General features: G+C 73.1%; 17 protein-coding genes. 14 read left to right on the top strand and 3 right to left on the bottom strand.

The genetic code is table 11. From position 1 onward, the window contains the following. Positions 1 to 97 precede the first annotated feature (97 nt). Together clpB and P2424_RS29765 are read left to right on the top strand one after the other, a co-directional pair. Positions 98 to 2737, top strand: coding sequence for an ATP-dependent chaperone ClpB (gene clpB, locus P2424_RS29770; RefSeq protein ID WP_276478749.1), 2640 nt, complete (start codon positions 98 to 100; stop codon positions 2735 to 2737). A 257-nt stretch (positions 2738 to 2994) separates the two neighbouring features. Further along, a complete protein-coding gene (locus P2424_RS29765; RefSeq protein WP_276478748.1) occupies positions 2995 to 3525 on the top strand; it encodes a YbjN domain-containing protein in 531 nt (176 codons plus the stop codon). A 278-nt stretch (positions 3526 to 3803) separates the two neighbouring features. On the opposite strand, the gene P2424_RS29760 is transcribed toward P2424_RS29765, so the two are convergent. Next, complete coding sequence (locus tag P2424_RS29760; protein ID WP_276478747.1) at positions 3804 to 5048, bottom strand: pyridoxal phosphate-dependent aminotransferase; 1245 nt, start codon at positions 5046 to 5048, stop codon at positions 3804 to 3806. 146 nt (positions 5049 to 5194) lie between these two features. On the opposite strand from P2424_RS29760, the gene P2424_RS29755 reads away from it, so the two are divergent. The 11 genes from P2424_RS29755 (at position 5195) to P2424_RS29705 (ending at position 15543) form a co-directional block, all read left to right on the top strand. Further along, entirely contained in the window at positions 5195 to 5452 is a 258-nt protein-coding gene (locus P2424_RS29755; RefSeq protein WP_276478746.1) for a hypothetical protein, read from the top strand. A 351-nt stretch (positions 5453 to 5803) separates the two neighbouring features. Then, positions 5804 to 6385 (top strand): DUF2617 family protein, encoded by a 582-nt coding sequence (locus P2424_RS29750; protein ID WP_019355040.1) that lies wholly within the window; start codon positions 5804 to 5806, stop codon positions 6383 to 6385. A 162-nt stretch (positions 6386 to 6547) separates the two neighbouring features. Then, complete coding sequence (locus P2424_RS29745) at positions 6548 to 8074, top strand: polyamine aminopropyltransferase (protein WP_276478745.1); 1527 nt, start codon at positions 6548 to 6550, stop codon at positions 8072 to 8074. A gap of 118 nt (positions 8075 to 8192) precedes the next feature. Beyond that, positions 8193 to 9203 (top strand): hypothetical protein, encoded by a 1011-nt coding sequence (locus tag P2424_RS29740; protein WP_276478744.1) that lies wholly within the window; start codon positions 8193 to 8195, stop codon positions 9201 to 9203. A 48-nt stretch (positions 9204 to 9251) separates the two neighbouring features. After that, a complete protein-coding gene (locus tag P2424_RS29735) occupies positions 9252 to 10076 on the top strand; it encodes an aldose 1-epimerase (protein ID WP_276478743.1) in 825 nt (274 codons plus the stop codon). Positions 10077 to 10130: 54 nt separating this feature from the next. Continuing rightward, on the top strand, positions 10131 to 10673 hold the full coding sequence (gene pyrE / locus P2424_RS29730; protein WP_276478742.1) for an orotate phosphoribosyltransferase: 543 nt from the start codon (positions 10131 to 10133) through the stop codon (positions 10671 to 10673). A 215-nt stretch (positions 10674 to 10888) separates the two neighbouring features. Then, positions 10889 to 11920 (top strand): class II fructose-bisphosphate aldolase, encoded by a 1032-nt coding sequence (gene fbaA, locus P2424_RS29725; RefSeq protein ID WP_276478741.1) that lies wholly within the window; start codon positions 10889 to 10891, stop codon positions 11918 to 11920. Positions 11921 to 12123: 203 nt separating this feature from the next. Next, positions 12124 to 12537 carry a DUF3151 domain-containing protein gene (locus P2424_RS29720; RefSeq protein ID WP_276478740.1) on the top strand — a complete coding sequence of 138 codons (414 nt, stop codon included), beginning with the start codon at positions 12124 to 12126 and terminating at the stop codon, positions 12535 to 12537. Positions 12538 to 12726: 189 nt separating this feature from the next. Next, positions 12727 to 13548 (top strand): tryptophan 2,3-dioxygenase family protein, encoded by an 822-nt coding sequence (locus P2424_RS29715; protein ID WP_276478739.1) that lies wholly within the window; start codon positions 12727 to 12729, stop codon positions 13546 to 13548. Then, the gene (gene kynU / locus P2424_RS29710; protein WP_276478738.1) at positions 13541 to 14833 is read left to right on the top strand and encodes a kynureninase; all 1293 of its coding nucleotides are present in this window, start codon (positions 13541 to 13543) and stop codon (positions 14831 to 14833) included. The genes P2424_RS29715 and kynU overlap by 8 nt, the downstream gene beginning before the upstream one ends. After that, on the top strand, positions 14830 to 15543 hold the full coding sequence (locus P2424_RS29705; protein ID WP_276478737.1) for an alpha/beta hydrolase: 714 nt from the start codon (positions 14830 to 14832) through the stop codon (positions 15541 to 15543). The genes kynU and P2424_RS29705 overlap by 4 nt, the downstream gene beginning before the upstream one ends. A gap of 111 nt (positions 15544 to 15654) precedes the next feature. On the opposite strand, the gene P2424_RS29700 is transcribed toward P2424_RS29705, so the two are convergent. Next, positions 15655 to 15909, bottom strand: a complete 255-nt coding sequence (locus P2424_RS29700) for a hypothetical protein (protein ID WP_276478736.1) — start codon at positions 15907 to 15909, stop codon at positions 15655 to 15657. A gap of 203 nt (positions 15910 to 16112) precedes the next feature. Between P2424_RS29700 and P2424_RS29695 the strand changes: the two genes are divergently transcribed. Next, entirely contained in the window at positions 16113 to 16745 is a 633-nt protein-coding gene (locus P2424_RS29695) for an HXXEE domain-containing protein (protein ID WP_276478735.1), read from the top strand. Here the strand turns inward: P2424_RS29695 and P2424_RS29690 are convergent. Next, a complete protein-coding gene (locus tag P2424_RS29690) occupies positions 16733 to 17317 on the bottom strand; it encodes a Uma2 family endonuclease (protein ID WP_276478734.1) in 585 nt (194 codons plus the stop codon). The two genes, P2424_RS29695 and P2424_RS29690, sit on opposite strands and share 13 nt — an antisense overlap. Positions 17318 to 17323: the final 6 nt, after the last annotated feature.

The following is a 17323-nucleotide window of genomic DNA, read 5'->3' as shown; positions in this document are numbered from 1 at the left end:
CTTGTTGCATGCTATGGGTAGCAAGTGCCGGTGATCGGGGCGCAGGGGGCGCCAGGGCACGGCACCCGCAGCCAGCACCGGAGGAGGACGCAGGACAGTGGACGCGGAGCTGACCAACAAGAGCCGGGACGCCATCGGCGCGGCCAACGACCGGGCGGTGAGCGACGGGCACCCCGACATCACCCCGGCCCATCTGCTGCTCGCCCTGCTCACGGGCGAGGACAACGAGAACATCCAGGACCTGATCGCCGGCGTCGAGGCCGATCAGGCGGCGCTGCGCTCGGGCGCCGAGCGGCTGCTCGCGGGCCTGCCCACCGTGCAGGGGCAGACGGTGAGCCGGCCGCAGGCCGACCGCGACCTGCTCGCCGTCATCGCCGACGCGGCCCAGCGGGCCAAGGACCTCGGCGACAGCTTCGTCTCCACCGAGCACCTGCTGATCGCGCTGGCGGCCAAGGGCGGCGCCACCGGCGAGCTGCTCGAGCAGCAGGGCGCCGACGACCGGAAGCTGCTGGACGCCTTCAGCGCCCAGCGCGGCAGCCGACGGGTCACCAACTCGGACCCCGAGGGCACCTACAAGGCCCTGGAGAAGTTCGGCACCGACCTGACCGCCGCGGCCCGGGACGGCAAGCTCGACCCCGTCATCGGCCGGGACCAGGAGATCCGCCGGGTGGTGCAGGTGCTCTCCCGGCGCACCAAGAACAACCCCGTCCTCATCGGTGAGCCGGGTGTAGGCAAGACCGCCGTCGTCGAGGGACTGGCCCAGCGGGTGGTCAAGGGCGACGTACCGGAGTCGCTGCGGAACAAGCGGCTGGTCGCTCTCGATCTGGGCGCCATGGTGGCGGGCGCCAAGTACCGCGGCGAGTTCGAGGAGCGGCTCAAGACCGTGCTCTCCGAGATCAAGGAGAGCGACGGCCAGATCATCACCTTCATCGACGAGCTGCACACCGTGGTCGGAGCGGGCGCCGGCGGCGACTCGGCGATGGACGCGGGCAACATGCTCAAGCCGATGCTGGCCCGCGGTGAGCTGCGGATGGTCGGCGCCACCACGCTGGACGAGTACCGCGAGCGGATCGAGAAGGACCCGGCGCTGGAGCGCCGCTTCCAGCAGGTGCTGGTCGCCGAGCCGACCGTCGAGGACTCCATCGCGATCCTGCGCGGGCTCAAGGGGCGGTACGAGGCGCACCACAAGGTGCAGATCTCCGACAGTGCGCTGGTGGCCGCCGCCGCTCTCTCGGACCGCTACATCACCTCCCGCTTCCTCCCGGACAAGGCCATCGACCTGGTGGACGAGGCGGCCTCGCGGCTCCGGATGGAGATCGACTCCTCACCTGTGGAGATCGACGAACTCCAGCGGGCCGTCGACCGGCTCAAGATGGAGGAGCTGGCCCTGGACAAGGAGACCGACCCCGCCTCCGTCGAGCGGCTGGAGCGGCTGCGCCGCGAGCTGGCCGACAGGGAGGAGGAGCTGCGCGGGCTCACCGCTCGCTGGGAGAAGGAGAAGCAGGGCCTCAACCGGGTCGGTGAGCTGAAGGAGACCCTGGACGAGCTGCGCGGCCAGGCCGAGCGTGCCCAGCGCGACGGCGACTTCGACACCGCCTCCAAGCTCCTCTACGGGGAGATCCCGGCCGTCGAGCGCGAGCTGGCGGCCGCCACCGAGGAGGAGGAAGAGGCCAAGAAGGAGATCGCGGCGGGCCAGGCCGACCAGGACAGCAGGATGGTCAAGGAGGAGGTCGGCTCGGACGACATCGCGGACGTCGTCGCCTCCTGGACGGGTATTCCGGCCGGCCGGTTGCTGGAGGGCGAGACGCAGAAGCTCCTGCGGATGGAGGAGGAGCTCGGCAAGCGGCTGATCGGGCAGCAGGAGGCGGTGCGCGCGGTCTCCGACGCGGTGCGCCGCAGCCGGGCCGGTATCGCCGACCCCGACCGTCCGACCGGCTCGTTCATTTTCCTCGGTCCCACCGGCGTGGGGAAGACGGAGCTGGCCAAGGCGCTCGCGGACTTCCTCTTCGACGACGAGCGGGCCATGGTCCGTATCGACATGAGCGAGTACGGGGAGAAGCACAGCGTCGCCCGGCTGGTCGGCGCGCCGCCCGGGTACGTCGGCTATGAGGAGGGCGGCCAGCTCACCGAGGCCGTGCGGCGCCGCCCCTACAGCGTCGTCCTGCTGGACGAGGTGGAGAAGGCGCACCACGAGGTCTTCGACGTGCTGCTCCAGGTCCTCGACGACGGACGGCTCACCGACGGCCAGGGCCGCACCGTCGATTTCCGCAACACCATCCTCATCCTCACCTCCAATCTGGGCAGCCAGTTCCTGATGGATCCCCTGGAGAAGGAGGAGGAGAAGCGCGAGCAGGTGCTCGCCGCCGTCCGGTCCGCCTTCCGGCCCGAGTTCCTCAACCGGCTGGACGATCTGGTCGTCTTCTCCGCGCTGGCCGGCGACGAGCTGCGGCGGATCGCCCGGCTCCAGGTCGACGCACTGCAGACCCGCCTCGCCGAGCGGCGGCTGACGCTGGACGTCACCCCCGCCGCGCTGGACTGGCTCGCCACCGAGGGCAACGACCCGGCCTACGGCGCCCGGCCGCTGCGCCGCCTCGTCCAGACCGCCATCGGCGATCAGCTCGCCCGGGAGATCCTCGCGGGCGAAGTCCGCGACGGCGACACCGTGCGGGTGGACCACGTCGAGGGGCGGGAGGGGCTGGCGGTCGGCTCGACCGCCGGAGCGGCCGCGGGGGCCTGAAACCCGTCGGAGGGGCCGGCTGCCGGCCTCTCCGCTGCCGCCTTCCGCACCCGCGGGCACGGCGCTCCGGGTGCCGGGCCACCCCGGGCATTCCGGGGCGTCGGTGCCGGAATCGGTGAAACGGTGAAAGGGTGGCGGGGTGCCGCACGCAGCGGGCGCCGCCCCTCCGCTGCCCCGGCCGGGCCGAACCCCCAGGGTTGTCACCGCGGGGGGCCCGTGCGGGAGGATGACCGAAGCCGTATGAAGGGAACACCCACGTGAGCATCGACCCGTCCTCGATCCCGAACTTCGGGGGCCAGCCCGAGGAGCCGGAGGAGTCCGGTCCCACCGGACCGATCATCCCCGACCAGGATCTCGTCAAGCAGCTCCTGGACCAGATGGAGCTGAAGTACGTCGTCGACGACGAGGGAGACCTCGCGGCGCCGTGGGAGGAGTTCCGCACCTACTTCATGTTCCGGGGTGAGGCGGAGCAGCAGGTCTTCTCGGTGCGTACGTTCTACGACCGGCCGCACACCATCGAGGACAAGCCCAAGCTGTTGGAGGCCATCGACGACTGGAACCGTCGCACCCTGTGGCCCAAGGTCTACAGCCACACCCACGACGACGGCAGCGTCCGGCTGATCGGTGAGGCGCAGATGCTGGTGGGCACGGGCGTCTCGCTGGAGCACTTCGTCTCGTCCACGGTCAGCTGGGTGCGCGCCAGCATCGAGTTCGACAAGTGGCTGGTGGAGCAGTTCGGCCTGGAGAAGGACATCGACTCCTCCGAGGGCGAGGGCGGCGACGCGTAGCGGCGTCGGCACCCCGAGTTCCCGAGGGGCCGGGCGCATCCTGGTGATGCGCCCGGCCCCTCGTGCTGTCCGCACCCCCGCCCGGGGGCCCGGCCCGCATTGTGCCTGGTGCCCGGTTCCCGCCGGACCCCTGTCATCCGTCAGGTACCGCGCAGCATCCCGAGCCGGGAGACTCCTGGACAAGCGCGCGGGACCCGCGGAACGGGGGACGCACGGGGGAGAGCGGGTCCCGCGTGTGGGGCGCGGGCACGGGGGGCTCGCGCGCCGGGGGTGGCGGGTCAGCCGGTGCCCGCCACACCCCGCAGCCGCCGCGCCGCCTCCTCCAGCACGTCCTCCCGCTTGCAGAACGCGAAGCGGACGTAGGGAGCGCCCTCAGCGGCGTGGTCGTAGAAGACCTGGGTGGGGACGGCGACGACGCCGACGCGCTCGGGGAGGGCGAGGCAGAAGGCGACCCCGTCGGTGGCGCCGAGCGGGCGGATGTCTGTGGTGATGAAGTAGGTGCCCTGCGGGCGGTGCACCGCGAAGCCCGCTTCCGCCAGCCCGTCGGCCAGCAGGTCCCGTCGGCGGCGCAGGCCCTCGCGCAGATCGGTGTAGTAGCTGTCGGGCAGCGCCAGGGCCTCCGCGACGGCGTACTGGAAGGGCCCCGCCGACACGAAGGTCAGATACTGCTTCGCCGCGCGTACGGCGGTCACCAGCGCGGGGGTGCCGGTGATCCAGCCGACCTTCCAGCCCGTGAAGGAGAACGTCTTCCCGCTGGAGGAGATGGTGACCGTGCGCTCCCGCATCCCGGGGAAGCCGGCCAGCGGATGATGTGCGCCGTCGAACACCAGGTGCTCGTAGACCTCGTCGGTGACGGCGAGCAGGTCGCGCTCCACGCACAGCTCGGCGACGGCGGCCAGTTCGTCGCGGCGCAGCACGGTGCCGGTCGGGTTGTGCGGGGTGTTGAGGAGGAGGAGCCGGGTGCGGTCGGTGACGGCGTCCCGCAGCTCGTCCAGGTCGAGGTGGTAGGCGCCGTCCCGGGGGCGCAGGGTGACGGGTACCCGGGTGCCGCCCGCCATCGCGATGGAGGCCGCGTAGGAGTCGTAGTACGGCTCCAGCGCGATGACCTCGTCCCCGGGTTCGACCAGCGCCAGCAGCGAGGCGGCGATGGCCTCGGTGGCGCCCGCGGTGACGAGGACCTCGGTGTCGGGGTCGTAGCGCAGGCCGTGGAAGCGCTGCTGGTGTTCGGCCACGGCCGTGCGCAGTTCGGGGATGCCGGGACCCGGCGGATACTGGTTGCCCCGGCCGTCCCGCAGCGCGCGGACCGCGGCCTCCCGGACCTCCTCGGGGCCGTCCGTGTCGGGGAAACCCTGGCCCAGGTTGATCGCGCCGGTCCGGACGGCGAGCGCGGACATCTCGGCGAAGATCGTGGTGCCGAACCCGGCGAGGCGGCGGTTGAGCAGCGGGCGCCCCTCGCCGGACTCCGTCCGGGCGGCGTCCGCGGTCCCCGGCGCTCCGGGGGCGGCGGCGTGGCCAGCAGTCATGGCAGCCATCCTCCGCCAAGCTCTGGTCTTCCTCAACCCGGCATTGCCCACCCGCGGCGGCGGGCAGGAGCCGACTACGCCTGCGGACGGCAGCACGGTTGCACGGGAAGGGACTTGCCGTTCACAGAACTCGAGGGGAAGCGCCCATGTCCCAAGTTCTGGTGTTCGTCGGTATCGTCACCGCCTTCGCCCTGGTCGCGGTGCTCGTCAAGCCGGCCGTCTCCGGCCGCCCGCGGTACCACCCGCCCCGCGGCGGCTCCCGGCGGGTTCGGGGCGGCCGCGGCAACCGCACCTCGTACGACGGCGACATTCCGACCGGCGGCGACCCCGCGTACGGCGGGGGTGCTTCGGACGGCGACGGCCCCGCGTACGGCGACGGCGCGGCATCCGGCGACGGTGACTGAAGCGCTCGCGCGGTGGGCGCGCGACGCGGCCCGCGCCCGGGCTCCGCGCCCTGCGCCCGCGACCGGCAACCGCGCCCGGCGCCCGCGCCTCTGCTCCGCCTCCCGTACCCCGCTCCGGAGCTCGGCGGACGGAGCCGGCGGTGGCTGAGCCGGAAGGGAACACATGACCTCATCCATACCTATGGGATGGAAATCCGTAGAACCTGGGGAAAAGCGCTGTGGGTACGGCGTTTCCGTGATTCGGTGAATCGTGAACTGTCGTCCCCGCACCTCCTGGTCCCCGGCCCGGAGGTGCGGGAGGTCGAGGAGTGGGGCGGCCCACTCCTCCCTGCGTGTCTGCGGAGCCGACCCATGCTCACCACTTTGAAGACCGCCTACACCGACACCCGCGCGCACGACCTCGCCTGGGACCTGGGTCGTGCGCCGCTGCCGGCACTCGCCTGCATGGATGTCGAACTGGACGGCACCCATGTGCAGTTGCGGCTGCTGGGTGCCTCGCACCAGGTCCTGCTCGGCGATGACTTCGGCGGGTGCTGCGAGACCGTCGCCTGCCTGCCGGGCAGCAGTACCCCGCTCCCGCTGGGCGTCTCCAAACGCTTCACCGGGTGGGAGTACGAGTTCGCGGCGCGCGTCGAGCGGTTGTCGCCCAGCTCGTTCTCCGGGCGCGCGCAGGAGCTGCTCGCGCTGGTCGCGGACCACCCCCACGGCTTCGCGGGGACGTTCCCCGGGGCGCCGAGCGCCTTCACCGCGCTGCTCGTCCAGCGGCACGAGGGGCAGATCCGCTGGCGTACCTGGCATTCCTATCCGCAGGAAGGGTCGTTGGTCTCGACCCGGACCCGGGTGGCCACCCGGGCGCGGAGAGGGACGGGCGGAGCCCCGGGGCCGGAGGGCGCTTCCGTGATCCCGCTCCGCCGCGGCCCGGCCATGGCCTGAGGTGATCCGGCACGGTCGACACGGTTCGGGGCGGCCCGGGGCGGCACGGCACGCGGTGCGCCGTGCACCTCTCGCCGGGACCGGTCCGGTGGGGGACCGGGCACACCGGAAGCACTCATGTGAGTGACCTAAGGTGTCTATGATGTGACGTACCGTGCACCCATGATCGACCGTCCACCGCCCTCCGTGGAGAGCCCCCGGCTGCCCGTCCCCGCGGGGTTCGGGCGCGGCCTGGTCCTCGCCTCGGTGTTCGTGTGTGCGGCCTGCGGTCTCGTCTACGAACTCGAACTGGTCGCCGTGGCCTCCTCGCTGGTCGGGGACTCGGTCACCCAGGCGTCCGTCGTCCTGTCCGTCATGGTCTTCGCGATGGGCGTCGGCTCGCTGCTGGCCAAGCGGTTGCGCTGCCACGCCGCCGCGGGCTTCGGCTATGTCGAGGCGCTGCTCGCGCTGGTCGGCGGCGGCTCGGCCATGGGGATGTACGCCTCCTTCGCCTGGCTGGGCGGAGCCCGGGTGGCGCTGGTCGTCATCTCCTTCACCATCGGGGTGCTGATCGGCGCGGAGATGCCGCTGCTGATGACCCTGATCCAGCGGATCCGCGCGCAGGATCCGGGCGGTGCCCTCGCCGACCTGTTCGCCGCCGACTATGTGGGGGCGCTGGTCGGCGGGCTGACCTTTCCGTTCCTGCTGCTGCCGCTGGCCGGGGAGTTGGCCGGCGCGCTGCTCACCGGGGTGGTGAACGCGCTGGCCGGAGGGCTGGTCGTGCAGTGGCTCTTCCGCCACGATCTGACGGGCCCGGTGCGCCGTCGACTGCTGGCGGCCAACGGGTGCGTACTCCTCGTACTGCTGGCGGGGACGGCGTTCACCGGACCGTTCGAACACGCCGCGCGGCGTGCGGTGTTCGGCGAGGACGTCCGGGTGGCCGTGCGCACCGACCGGCAGGAGCTCGTCCTGACCGGTGGCGCGACCCGCGGCCAGTGGTCGGCGGCGGGCGAGCTGCGGCTGTTCCGGGACGGTGCGCTGGTGCTGCGGGGTCGCCGCGCCCGCGCCGAGTACCGGGCCCTGGTCCGGCCCGCGATGTCCGGCGGCCCGCGCGCCCGGGTGCTGGTCGTCGGCGGCGGCGACGGGGTCGCGCTGCGCGAGGTGCTGCGCTATCCGGAGGTGCGCGAGGTCACGGTGGTGGAGGGCGACCCCGGTGTCGTACGGCTCGCCCGGCGGGATCCGGGACTGCGCGCTCTCAACGGAGGAGCCCTGGAGGACCGGCGGGTCCGGGTCGTGCGGGCCGACGCCTTCCACTGGCTGCGGGACCGGGTGGGCTCCGGGGCCGCCCCGTTCGACGTGGTGATCTCCGCGCTGGCCGCCCCGCGCGTCGCCGGTCCCGAGCTGTACTCGCAGGAGTTCTACGGTCTCGCCGAGCGGGTGCTCGCCGAGGAGGGGCGCCTCGCCGTGCGGGCGGGCGCACCCGCCGAGCGGGCCCGCGTCTTCTGGACCGTGCACGCCACTCTGCGGGCCGCCGAGCTGAGCCCCTGCCCCTACCCGGACGCCGCCGACGACGCCGGGTTCCTGCTGGCCCGGCACGCCCGGCCCGCGCCGCAGGACTGCGAACTGCCCGGGGGCCGGACCGCCTCGCTGCCGAGGGGCGATCCGCAGGCCCGCCCCTCCACGCTGATGCACCCGCGCTATCCCGGCTGACGGGACGAACGGGCCGGGTCGGGCCCCGAGGCGCGGGCCGGGCCCGGCCAACACGGCTGCGCGAAAGATGCGGCCCGGTCATATGTGCGCCGCACCGCGGGGTAATAGGCTCCGGCCCATGGAGCACGAGGTGTACGTACCGCTTTCCGTCGGCTCGGTGCGGGCCGCTCTCACCGACAGCGCCCGTGTCGCCCGCTGTGTGCCCGGTTTCCAGGAGGACCAGCAGGAGCAGCAGGAGCCGGCCGACGGGCGGGGGGCCGAGCGGGTGGCCGGCCGGTTGAAGGTCCGGATCGGCGGCTCGACCATCACTTACCGCGGTGCTCTCACCCTCACCCCGCACGGCGGCACCGGCCCCGCGGCGGCTCCCGACGCGCTGGAGCGGCTGGAGGTCGAGGGCAGCGGCAGCGAGGCCCGCGGCGAGGGCACGGTCGAACTCGCGCTCTCGGTCGAGCCGCGGTCGGCCGACGACGGCGAGGGCACGGCGCTGGTCTGTGTCGGCACGGTCACCGGAACCGGCAGACTCGCCGCGTTCGAGGAGAAGGCGGCCACGTCGGCGGGGGTGCGACTGCTCGACAGGTTCGCCGCGGCCCTCGGGGACAGCATCCGCGCCGAACCGCCCGCGGGCAGCCCGGAGGCGGAGGCGTCCGGTGACGGCGCGTCCGGCGACGAGGGGCCGGAGGGTAGCGAGGGCCCGGTCGCGGGCGGCATCGGCGCCCCGGGCGACAACGAGCGCGCGATCCCGGGCATCCCGGAGCCGGAGCCGGAGCCGGAGCGCGCCCCGCTGTTCGAGACCGAGGTGCCGCCCTCGTCGCTGGGGCGCGACGAGGAGTCGGAGCTCGACGCCGCCGAGGGAACAGCCGGGACAGCCGGGGCGGATGAGCCGCGTGGTGCCGAGGGGCTCGACGGTAGTCCGGAGGGGCTCAATGCGGAGGCCGCGCACGCCCGGCGCACGATGATCGGGCGCAGCGCGGAGGAGGTGGACCACGCCCCGCCGCGCGGCCGGTACGCGCCGGTCCCGGCGCCGGAGCAGGGTTCGGCGACCGCCACCCTGCGCTGGGCCGCACCGGCCGCCGCCGCGGTGGTGGCGGGCGCTGTCGTACTCGGCCGGGTGCTGCGGAGACGGCGCTGACAGCGGGTCTTGCGGCGGGGTTGCTGACACCGCCGTTATGGTCGCTGTATGACTGATCTGCCCACCTCCGCAGAAGCCACGTCCGTTGTGCTCAGCGCCCAGGGGACCGAGGTGTCGGTCGAACCCGGGCGCGGGTGCCGGCTCGCCTCCCTCCGGGTGGGCGGCACCGAACTCCTTCGCCAGGGGCCGCAGTACGGCTCCTTCGTGATGGCGCCCTGGTGCGGCCGCACCGCGCAGGGACGGTTCCGCAACGGCGGCGAGATGTTTCAACTCCCGCTGAACAGCGGAGTGCACGCCCTCCACGGCACCGTTCGCGACGCGGTCTGGCGCCAGACGCCCGGCGGCACCGACACCAAGGCGTCCTTCACCTACGACCTGACCGACCCGTGGCCCTGGGAGGGCCGGGTGACCCAGGTCGTCGAGCTCGCCGAGGACGGCGGCTCGCTCACCCTCAAGCTCGCCGTCGAGACCTTCGACGTCTCCTTCCCGGCGCAGGCCGGATGGCACCCCTGGTTCCTGCGCAATCTCGGCCGGGGCGGCGAAGACGTCCGGCTCGACTTCTCGCCGGAGTGGCAGGAGGAGCGGGGTGCGGACCACATCCCGACCGGTGCGCGGATCGCGCCGCAGCCGGGTCCTTGGGACGACTGCTTCGGGATGCCGGGCGGTGTCGACGCCACGCTGACCTGGCCGTCGGAGCTGTCCTTGCGGATCACCTCGCGCGCCGAGTACCTGGTGGTCTACGACGAGCCGGCGGAGGCCGTCTGCGTGGAGCCGCAGAGCGGCCCGCCCAACGGGCTCAACTCCCACCCGCGCCAGGTGACCCCGCTGGATCCGCTGGAGCTGACGACCACCTGGAGCTGGCAGCGGCTGTAGGCGGGTGGTGCCGGGGCGCGGGGCGCGGGCCGGGGGCGCATAGGCTGAGGTCTCATGAACGACGACGTGCGCGCCGCGCTGCTGCGGCAGATCAAGGACAAGGCCGTGGTGCACGGCCGCGTCACTCTCTCCTCGGGTGCGGAGGCCGACTTCTACGTCGACCTCCGCCGGGTCACCCTGGACGGGGAGTCGGCGCCCCTCGCGGGCCAGGTGATGCTGGATGTGACGGAGCACCTGGACTTCGACGCGGTGGGCGGCCTCACGCTGGGGGCCGACCCGGTCGCGACGGCGATGCTGCATGCCGCGGCCGCCCGCGGCCGGCACCTCGACGCGTTCGTCGTCCGCAAGGCGGGCAAGGCGCACGGCCTCCAGCGCCGGATCGAGGGCCCGGACGTGGCGGGGCGCCGGGTGCTGATCGTCGAGGACACCTCGACGACGGGGAACTCACCGCTGACCGCCGTCGAGGCGGCCCGGCAGGCGGGGGCCGAGGTGGTCGCGGTGGCGACCATCGTGGAGCGCGGCGCTGCCGGGGCGATGGAGCGGGCCGGCGTGCCGTACGTCCATGCGTTCGATTTGTCCGACCTCGAACTGGCCTGAGTGTCCGGTCCGTCCGCGGCTGCTGTTTCACGTGAAACGCATTCGGGTGGAATGCGTGCGCGTGGAGCGGTGACTAGTGCGCCGCAGCGCGCATTAAGTGCATTTGTGAACTCACCCGTCCGGAGCATCCGGCCCCGTCTGGGAAGATGGGCACGACAATGACGTCGTTCCGTTGACCCGAAGCCGGATCACCACGCACCCCAAGGAGCGGTCTCATGCCCATCGCAACCCCCGAGATCTACAACGAGATGCTCGACAGGGCGAAGGAGGGCACGTTCGCCTACCCCGCCATCAACGTCACCTCGACGCAGACGCTGCACGCCGCGCTCCGCGGCTTCGCCGAGGCGGAGAGCGACGGCATCGTTCAGATCTCCACGGGCGGGGCCGAGTTCCTGGGCGGGCAGTACAGCAAGGACATGGTCAGCGGCGCGGTGGCGCTCGCCGAGTTCGCGCACATCGTCGCCAAGAAGTACCCGGTGAACATCGCCCTGCACACCGACCACTGCCCCAAGGACAAGCTCGACGGCTACGTCCGCCCGCTGCTGGCGGTCTCCCGCGAGCGGGTGCAGCGGGGCGAGAACCCCCTCTTCCAGTCCCACATGTGGGACGGGTCCGCCGAGACCCTCAAGGACAACCTGGCGATCGGCCAGGAACTGCTCGCCGAGGCGGCCGCCGCCAAGATCATCCTTGAGGTCGAGATCACCCCGACCGGCGGCGAGGAGGACGGCGTCACCCACGAGATCAACGACGAGCTGTACACCACGGTCGAGGACGCCGTCCGCACCGCCGAGGCCCTCGGCCTCGGCGACAAGGGCCGCTACCTGCTCGCCGCCTCCTTCGGCAACGTGCACGGCGTCTACAAGCCGGGCAACGTGGTGCTCCGCCCCGAACTGCTCAAGGACCTCCAGCAGGGTGTCTCCGAGAAGTTCGACAAGCCCGCGGGCAGCAAGCCGTTCGACTTCGTCTTCCACGGCGGCTCCGGCTCCACCGAGGAGGAGATCGCCACCGCGCTGCAGAACGGCGTCGTGAAGATGAACCTCGACACCGACACCCAGTACGCCTTCACCCGGCCGGTCGCCGCGCACATGTTCAGCAACTACGACGGTGTGCTGAAGGTCGACGGCGAGGTCGGCAACAAGAAGGTCTACGACCCGCGGAGCTGGGGCAAGGCCGCCGAGAAGGGGATGGCCGAGCGCGTCCTGACCGCCTGCGGCAACCTGCGCTCCACCGGCACCCGGCTGAAGTAACACCCCGCCCGCGGCGGTACGCCCGTGCGGGGCACACCCGCGACGGGCCGCCCGCGACAGCGCCGCACCCCTGGAAGGCTCCCGGTACGCCGGGAGCCTTCCCGCGTTCCGCGGCGCCGGTGCGGCCGTCCCGGGCGCGCGCGGGGTGCCGGGCGGGGCGGCGCGGTGTCCGTTCCGCGGACAGGGACAGGCACACTGGGGCCATGGCCATTCACGAGAACCTGCTCGGGGGTCCGCCCCCGACCCACCTCCCCGACGACCCCGGGCCGCGCGAGCTGCTCGCCGCCGGGACGGCGCCCTCCGAGGTCGCCGCGCAGTACCCCACCTCGTCGCTGGCGTGGGCGCAGCTCGCCGACGACGCGTTCGAGGCGGGCCGCGTCGTGGAGTCGTACGCCTACGCGCGCACCGGTTACCACCGCGGGCTGGACGCGCTGCGCCGGAACGGCTGGAAGGGGCACGGGCCCGTGCCGTTCGAGCACGAGCCGAACCGCGGCTTCCTGCGTGCGCTGCACGCGCTCGCGCGTGCGGCCGAGGCGATCGGGGAGCAGGATGAGTACGAGCGCTGCTCCTCCTTCCTGAAGGAGAGCTCGCCCACCGCTGCCTCGACCCTGGGCTGAGCCCCCGGCCGGTGGCCGGCGGGCGCACGGCGGCGGTGAGGGAGCCTGCGGAGAGCGGTGACCTTGCCGCCGCCGCCGCGTAGCGCGCATGATGCCCCGTGGGCCCGCAGGGCCCGAGGGGACCGGGGCTCCGATGTCTATCCGGAAGGGGCGGACCGCTACCCGGACGCACAGTGAGTGGAGACAGCGATGTCACACGACCCCGATGCCCCGGTACTGGATTTCGCGGGCACCACACCGTATGAGGACTACGTCCGCGCGGACGTCCTCACCCACCTCCAGGAACCGCTCTCCGACGACCCCGGGGAGCTGGCGTTCCTCGTCACCACCCAGGTGATGGAGCTGTGGTTCACCGTCATCGTGCACGAGTGGCAGACGGCCGCCGCGGCGCTGCGGCGGGACGACACCGAGGGCGCGCTGGCAGCCCTGAAGCGCTCCACCCACGAGCTGCGGTCGCTCAACGCGTCCTGGGAGCCGCTGGCGCATCTCACCCCCGCCCAGTTCAACGCCTACCGGGCGGCGCTGGGGGACGGGTCCGGTTTCCAGTCCGCGATGTACCGGCGGATGGAGTTCCTGCTGGGCGAGAAGTCGGCCTCCATGCTGGTGCCGCACCGAGGGGCGCCGCGGGTGTACGCCGAGTTGGAGAAGGCGCTCCAGGAGCCGGGCCTCTACGACGAGGCGCTGCGTTTCCTGGCCCGGCACGGCGCGGAGGTCCCCGAGGCGGTGCTGCGCCGGGACGTCGCCGCCCGGTACGAGCCCGACCCGGGCGTCGAGGCGGTCTGGGTACGCGTCTACGCGGGTGACCCGGGCTCCGCGGCGCACCGGCTGGGCGAGGCGCTGACCGAGGTCGCCGAGCTGGTGTGGCGCTGGCGCAACGACCACCTCGTGGCCACCCGCCGGGCGATGGGAGCCAAGGTCGGCACCGGTGGCTCGTCCGGGGTCGCCTGGCTGGAGAAGCGGGCGGCCAAGCAGGTGTTCCCCGAGCTGTGGACGGCACGCAGCCATGTCTGACCGCGGATCAGCCGAAGCCGCGGACGCACCCGTCGCCGCGCGCGCGGCGGCCCGGGGCCCGGCCGCCGAGGCACTCGCCGCGGAAGCACAGGCCCTGGACGCCGCCGACCCGCTCGCCGCGCTGCGGGAGCGGTTCGTGCTCGACCCGGCCACCGTCTACCTCGACGGGAACTCCCTGGGCGCGCTGCCCAGGGCCGTCGAGGAACGGCTCGCCGACGTCGTCTCCCGCGAGTGGGGCCGGCTGCGGATCCGCTCGTGGGCGGAGTCCGGCTGGTGGACGATGCCGGAGCGGGTCGGCGAGCTGGTGGCCCCGCTCGTCGGCGCCGGGCCGGGGCAGGTCGTCGTCTCCGACTCGACGAGCGTGAACCTCCTCAAGGCGCTGGTCGGCGCGGTCCGGATCGCCCGCGAGCAGGACCCGCACCGCGGTGAGCTGCTGGTGGACGCGGCGACCTTCCCCACCGACGGCTACATCGCCGAGTCCGCGGCCCGGCTCACCGGCTGCACGGTGCGCGCCGTACCGCCCGAAGAGGTGCACGCGGCGCTGGGCCCGCGCACCGCCGCCGTGCTGCTCAACCACGTCGACTACCGCACCGGAGAGCTCCGCGCGCTTCCCGCGCTCACGTCGGCCGCGCACGCGGCGGGCGCCCTGGCGGTCTGGGACCTGTGCCACAGCGCCGGTGCGCTGCCCGTGGAGCTGGACGCGCACGGCGTGGACTTCGCGGTGGGGTGCACCTACAAGTTCCTCAACGGCGGCCCGGGTTCGCCCGCCTTCCTCTATGTGCGCAGCGCCCTGCAGGAGCGGTTCGACTCCCCGCTGCCCGGCTGGAACTCGCACGCCGACCCGTTCGCCATGGCGCCGGACTACACGCCCGCGAGCGGTGCGGTACGCGGCCGGGTGGGCACCCCCGACATCCTCTCGATGGCCGCGCTGGAGACCTCGCTCGGCGTCTGGGACGGGGTCGGGATCCAGGATGTGCGGGCCAAGTCGCTGGCGCTCACGGACTTCTTCCTGCGCTGCGTCGCCGCCCACGCGGACGGCGGCGCGCTCGGTGTCCGGTCCCTGACACCGGCCGAACACGCCCGGCGCGGCAGCCAGATCGCGCTGCTGTGCGATCCGCCGGAGCAGGCGGAACCGGTGATGAAGGAGCTGATCGCGCGCGGCGTCGTCGGGGACTTCCGCCGCCCCGGTGTCCTGCGCTTCGGATTCACCCCGCTCTACACTTCGTTCCGGGACGCCGAGCGCGCTGCCCGCGTCCTGGGCGAAGTGATCGGGGGAGCACGATGAGCCAGGACGAGGAGAAGGCGCTGCTGGCCCTCCCGGCGGCGGCCCCGGACCGCCAGGAGCGGTACGGGCCGCACCCCTCGCAGGTCGTCGATCTGTACGGGGAGGGCGCGCCCGGTGGCCGGGTGGTGCTGCTGCACGGCGGCTTCTGGCGGGAGCGGTGGGACCGCGGCCATCTGTCGCCGTTCGCCGCGGCGCTGGCGGGCCAGGGCATACCGGTGGCGCTGGTCGAGTACCGCAGAGTGGGCGGAGGCGGCGGCTGGCCCGCGACCGCCGAGGACGTCGGTGCCGCGCTCGACCTGCTGGGCGCTCCGCCCAGTGTGCTGTTCGGCCACTCGGCGGGCGGGCACCTGGCGCTGTGGGCCGCGGCCGCGCGGGAGCGGGCCGCCGGGCGGGTGGTGGTGGCGGCGCCGGTCGCCGACCTGGAGCGGGCCCATGCGGCGCGGCTGAACGGCGGCGTCGTCTCCGACTTCCTCGGGGGCGAGGAGCAGGTCGCCTCGGCGCTGGAAGAGGCGGACCCGATGCGGCTGCTGCCCCGCACACCGGTGGAGATCCTGCACGGCACCGCGGACCAGGAGGTGCCCATCGAGCTGTCCCGCCGCTACGCCAACAACTGGGGTGCTCGGCTGCACCTGCTGCCCGGCGTGGGCCACTACGCGCCCATCACCCCGCGCACCCCGGCCTTCGACGTGCTCGTCAGGTCGCTCCGCTAGCCCCCTGGGGGCGCACGCTCGTGCGCATCCGCAGCGCACACGCGTCCGGCCCCGCGGTGTGCGGGGCCGGAGCGGGCGCGGGCGCGCGGGGCGCCCTCAGGAGGGGCGGGCTCAGTCGAGTTCGAGCTCGCCGATGGCGAGGCCGCTGTTGATGTTCGTCACCACGTTGTCGTGGATGTGGTTGATCTGGAACGACTTCACGGACGTGGTGTCGTTGTCGCTGCTGCTCACTCGCGCGTTCAGGATGTGGTCGCTGAAGTCCTGCGCGTACGAGTTCCAGGAGTTGCCGGCGAAGGCGGTGCCCGCCGAGCCGAGGACGGCGGCGGTCGCCAGCACGGCGGCTGCGGTCGCGGTGCGGATGCGCATGGGTGCTCCTTGCGGGTCTGGTGCGCGGTCTCGCGCGGTTCTGGCTGTGCGTCGAGACCTCTTCCACACCGCGCACCGGAACGATCATCATTAGTCCGTACGTGCCGCTCATCTACCCCGCACGGGCGCCTCCCGGCCGAACGGGACCTGAGCCGACCGGGGGTGCCCGCGGGGCCCTGCGGTCGCCCCGGCACACTTCCGTCATGCACACGGACATGCGTACGGATGTGGACACCGAGCGGACGAACGTGGCGGGGGCCGCTGCGGCAGCGCGCGACGCGGACCCCGCCGGAGCGGTCGGCGTCGGCGTCACCCTGGGGCTCTTCGCCGCATGGGCACTGCACGACGCGGAGGAGGTGGCCATGGTGCCCCGCTGGACCCGGACCCGGGTGCCCGAGCTGCGGGAGCGGATACCCGGCGTGCCCGAGGCGGTGTGGGAGCGGATGGAGTCGCTGGACGGACGCCGGTTCGCCACGGCGGTCGGCGTCATGGGCGTCATCGTGGCGGCGGCCGCGGCCGACGGCCACCGCACGGGCGGGCGCAGCGGCTTCTACCAGGGGGCGCTCACCGGCTTCGGGCTGCACGGCTTCGTCCATCTGGCGCAGGCCGCCGCTGTCCGCGGCTACACCCCCGGCTCGGTCACCTCGCCGCTGCTGGTCATCCCGTTCACGGCCTGGGCCCGCGGGCGGCTGCTGGACGCGGGCGTGCTCCGCCCGGCAGCGCCCCGCGACCTCGCCGTCGGCCTCGCGACCGCCGCCGCGGCGACCGCGCTCTCGCACGGTGCGGCGGGCCGGCTGCTGCGGCTCCGGCGCGGCAGCCGGGGTCAGCGGGCGTAGTTCTTCAGCGTGTCGGTCTCCAGCGTGAACCCGACCGGCTCGGGGAGCACCACCTCTTCACCGAAGGACGCGGTGTGCAGGTCGCGGTAGCGGCCCGCTTCCCGGTCCGGGTTGGTGTGGACGACGACTTCGTACCGGTCGCGGTCGACGAGGAGATAGACCGGGATGCCGACTGCGGCGTACGCGGCCGGCTTCTCCTGCCGGTCGCGCCGGTCGGTGTCGGAGTCGTAGGAGGTGACCTCCACGGTCATCAGCACACCCGCGGGATCGGCCCACTCGCCCTGCCCGGCGAAGTGGGCGATGGGCGCGAGGGAGCCGTCCGGGCGCACTCTCCCCTTCCGGTAGGCGCCGGCCTTCAGCCCCTGGGAGGTGTGGAGGTCGAGTTCGGAACGGGACTGCATGCACTGCCTCAGCAGCCACATGACGATGGTCTCGTGGTCTCCGTCCGGCACGGCTTTTTCTCCGATACGTCCGTCGATGAACTCCAACGTGACGGTCTCGGGGGCGGTGGAGGCGAGCCGTTCGAACTCCTCCGCCGTCATGTGAGACGTGCGCTCGGCCATAACCGTCATGTTGCA

The sequence above is a fragment of the Streptomyces sp. WMMB303 genome, from assembly GCF_029351045.1.
Classification (GTDB): Bacteria; Actinomycetota; Actinomycetes; order Streptomycetales; family Streptomycetaceae; genus Streptomyces.
Note: the sequence above shows the minus strand (reverse complement) of the source record. Positions and strands in the feature narration are given on the sequence as shown.

Excerpts from the sequence above, each read along its gene's own strand:
- P2424_RS29755 (WP_276478746.1), top strand. The coding sequence starts at position 5,195 with ATGTCCCAAGTTCTGGTGTTCGTCGGTATCGTCACCGCCTTCGCCCTG.
- P2424_RS29700 (WP_276478736.1), bottom strand. The coding sequence starts at position 15,909 with ATGCGCATCCGCACCGCGACCGCAGCCGCCGTGCTGGCGACCGCCGCC.
- kynU (WP_276478738.1), top strand. The coding sequence starts at position 13,541 with ATGTCTGACCGCGGATCAGCCGAAGCCGCGGACGCACCCGTCGCCGCG.
- P2424_RS29705 (WP_276478737.1), top strand. The coding sequence starts at position 14,830 with ATGAGCCAGGACGAGGAGAAGGCGCTGCTGGCCCTCCCGGCGGCGGCC.
- P2424_RS29690 (WP_276478734.1), bottom strand. The coding sequence starts at position 17,317 with ATGACGGTTATGGCCGAGCGCACGTCTCACATGACGGCGGAGGAGTTC.
- P2424_RS29750 (WP_019355040.1), top strand. The coding sequence starts at position 5,804 with ATGCTCACCACTTTGAAGACCGCCTACACCGACACCCGCGCGCACGAC.
- P2424_RS29740 (WP_276478744.1), top strand. The coding sequence starts at position 8,193 with ATGGAGCACGAGGTGTACGTACCGCTTTCCGTCGGCTCGGTGCGGGCC.
- P2424_RS29695 (WP_276478735.1), top strand. The coding sequence starts at position 16,113 with ATGCACACGGACATGCGTACGGATGTGGACACCGAGCGGACGAACGTG.
- fbaA (WP_276478741.1), top strand. The coding sequence starts at position 10,889 with ATGCCCATCGCAACCCCCGAGATCTACAACGAGATGCTCGACAGGGCG.
- P2424_RS29720 (WP_276478740.1), top strand. The coding sequence starts at position 12,124 with ATGGCCATTCACGAGAACCTGCTCGGGGGTCCGCCCCCGACCCACCTC.
- P2424_RS29745 (WP_276478745.1), top strand. The coding sequence starts at position 6,548 with ATGATCGACCGTCCACCGCCCTCCGTGGAGAGCCCCCGGCTGCCCGTC.
- P2424_RS29715 (WP_276478739.1), top strand. The coding sequence starts at position 12,727 with ATGTCACACGACCCCGATGCCCCGGTACTGGATTTCGCGGGCACCACA.
- P2424_RS29735 (WP_276478743.1), top strand. The coding sequence starts at position 9,252 with ATGACTGATCTGCCCACCTCCGCAGAAGCCACGTCCGTTGTGCTCAGC.
- P2424_RS29760 (WP_276478747.1), bottom strand. The coding sequence starts at position 5,048 with ATGACTGCTGGCCACGCCGCCGCCCCCGGAGCGCCGGGGACCGCGGAC.
- pyrE (WP_276478742.1), top strand. The coding sequence starts at position 10,131 with ATGAACGACGACGTGCGCGCCGCGCTGCTGCGGCAGATCAAGGACAAG.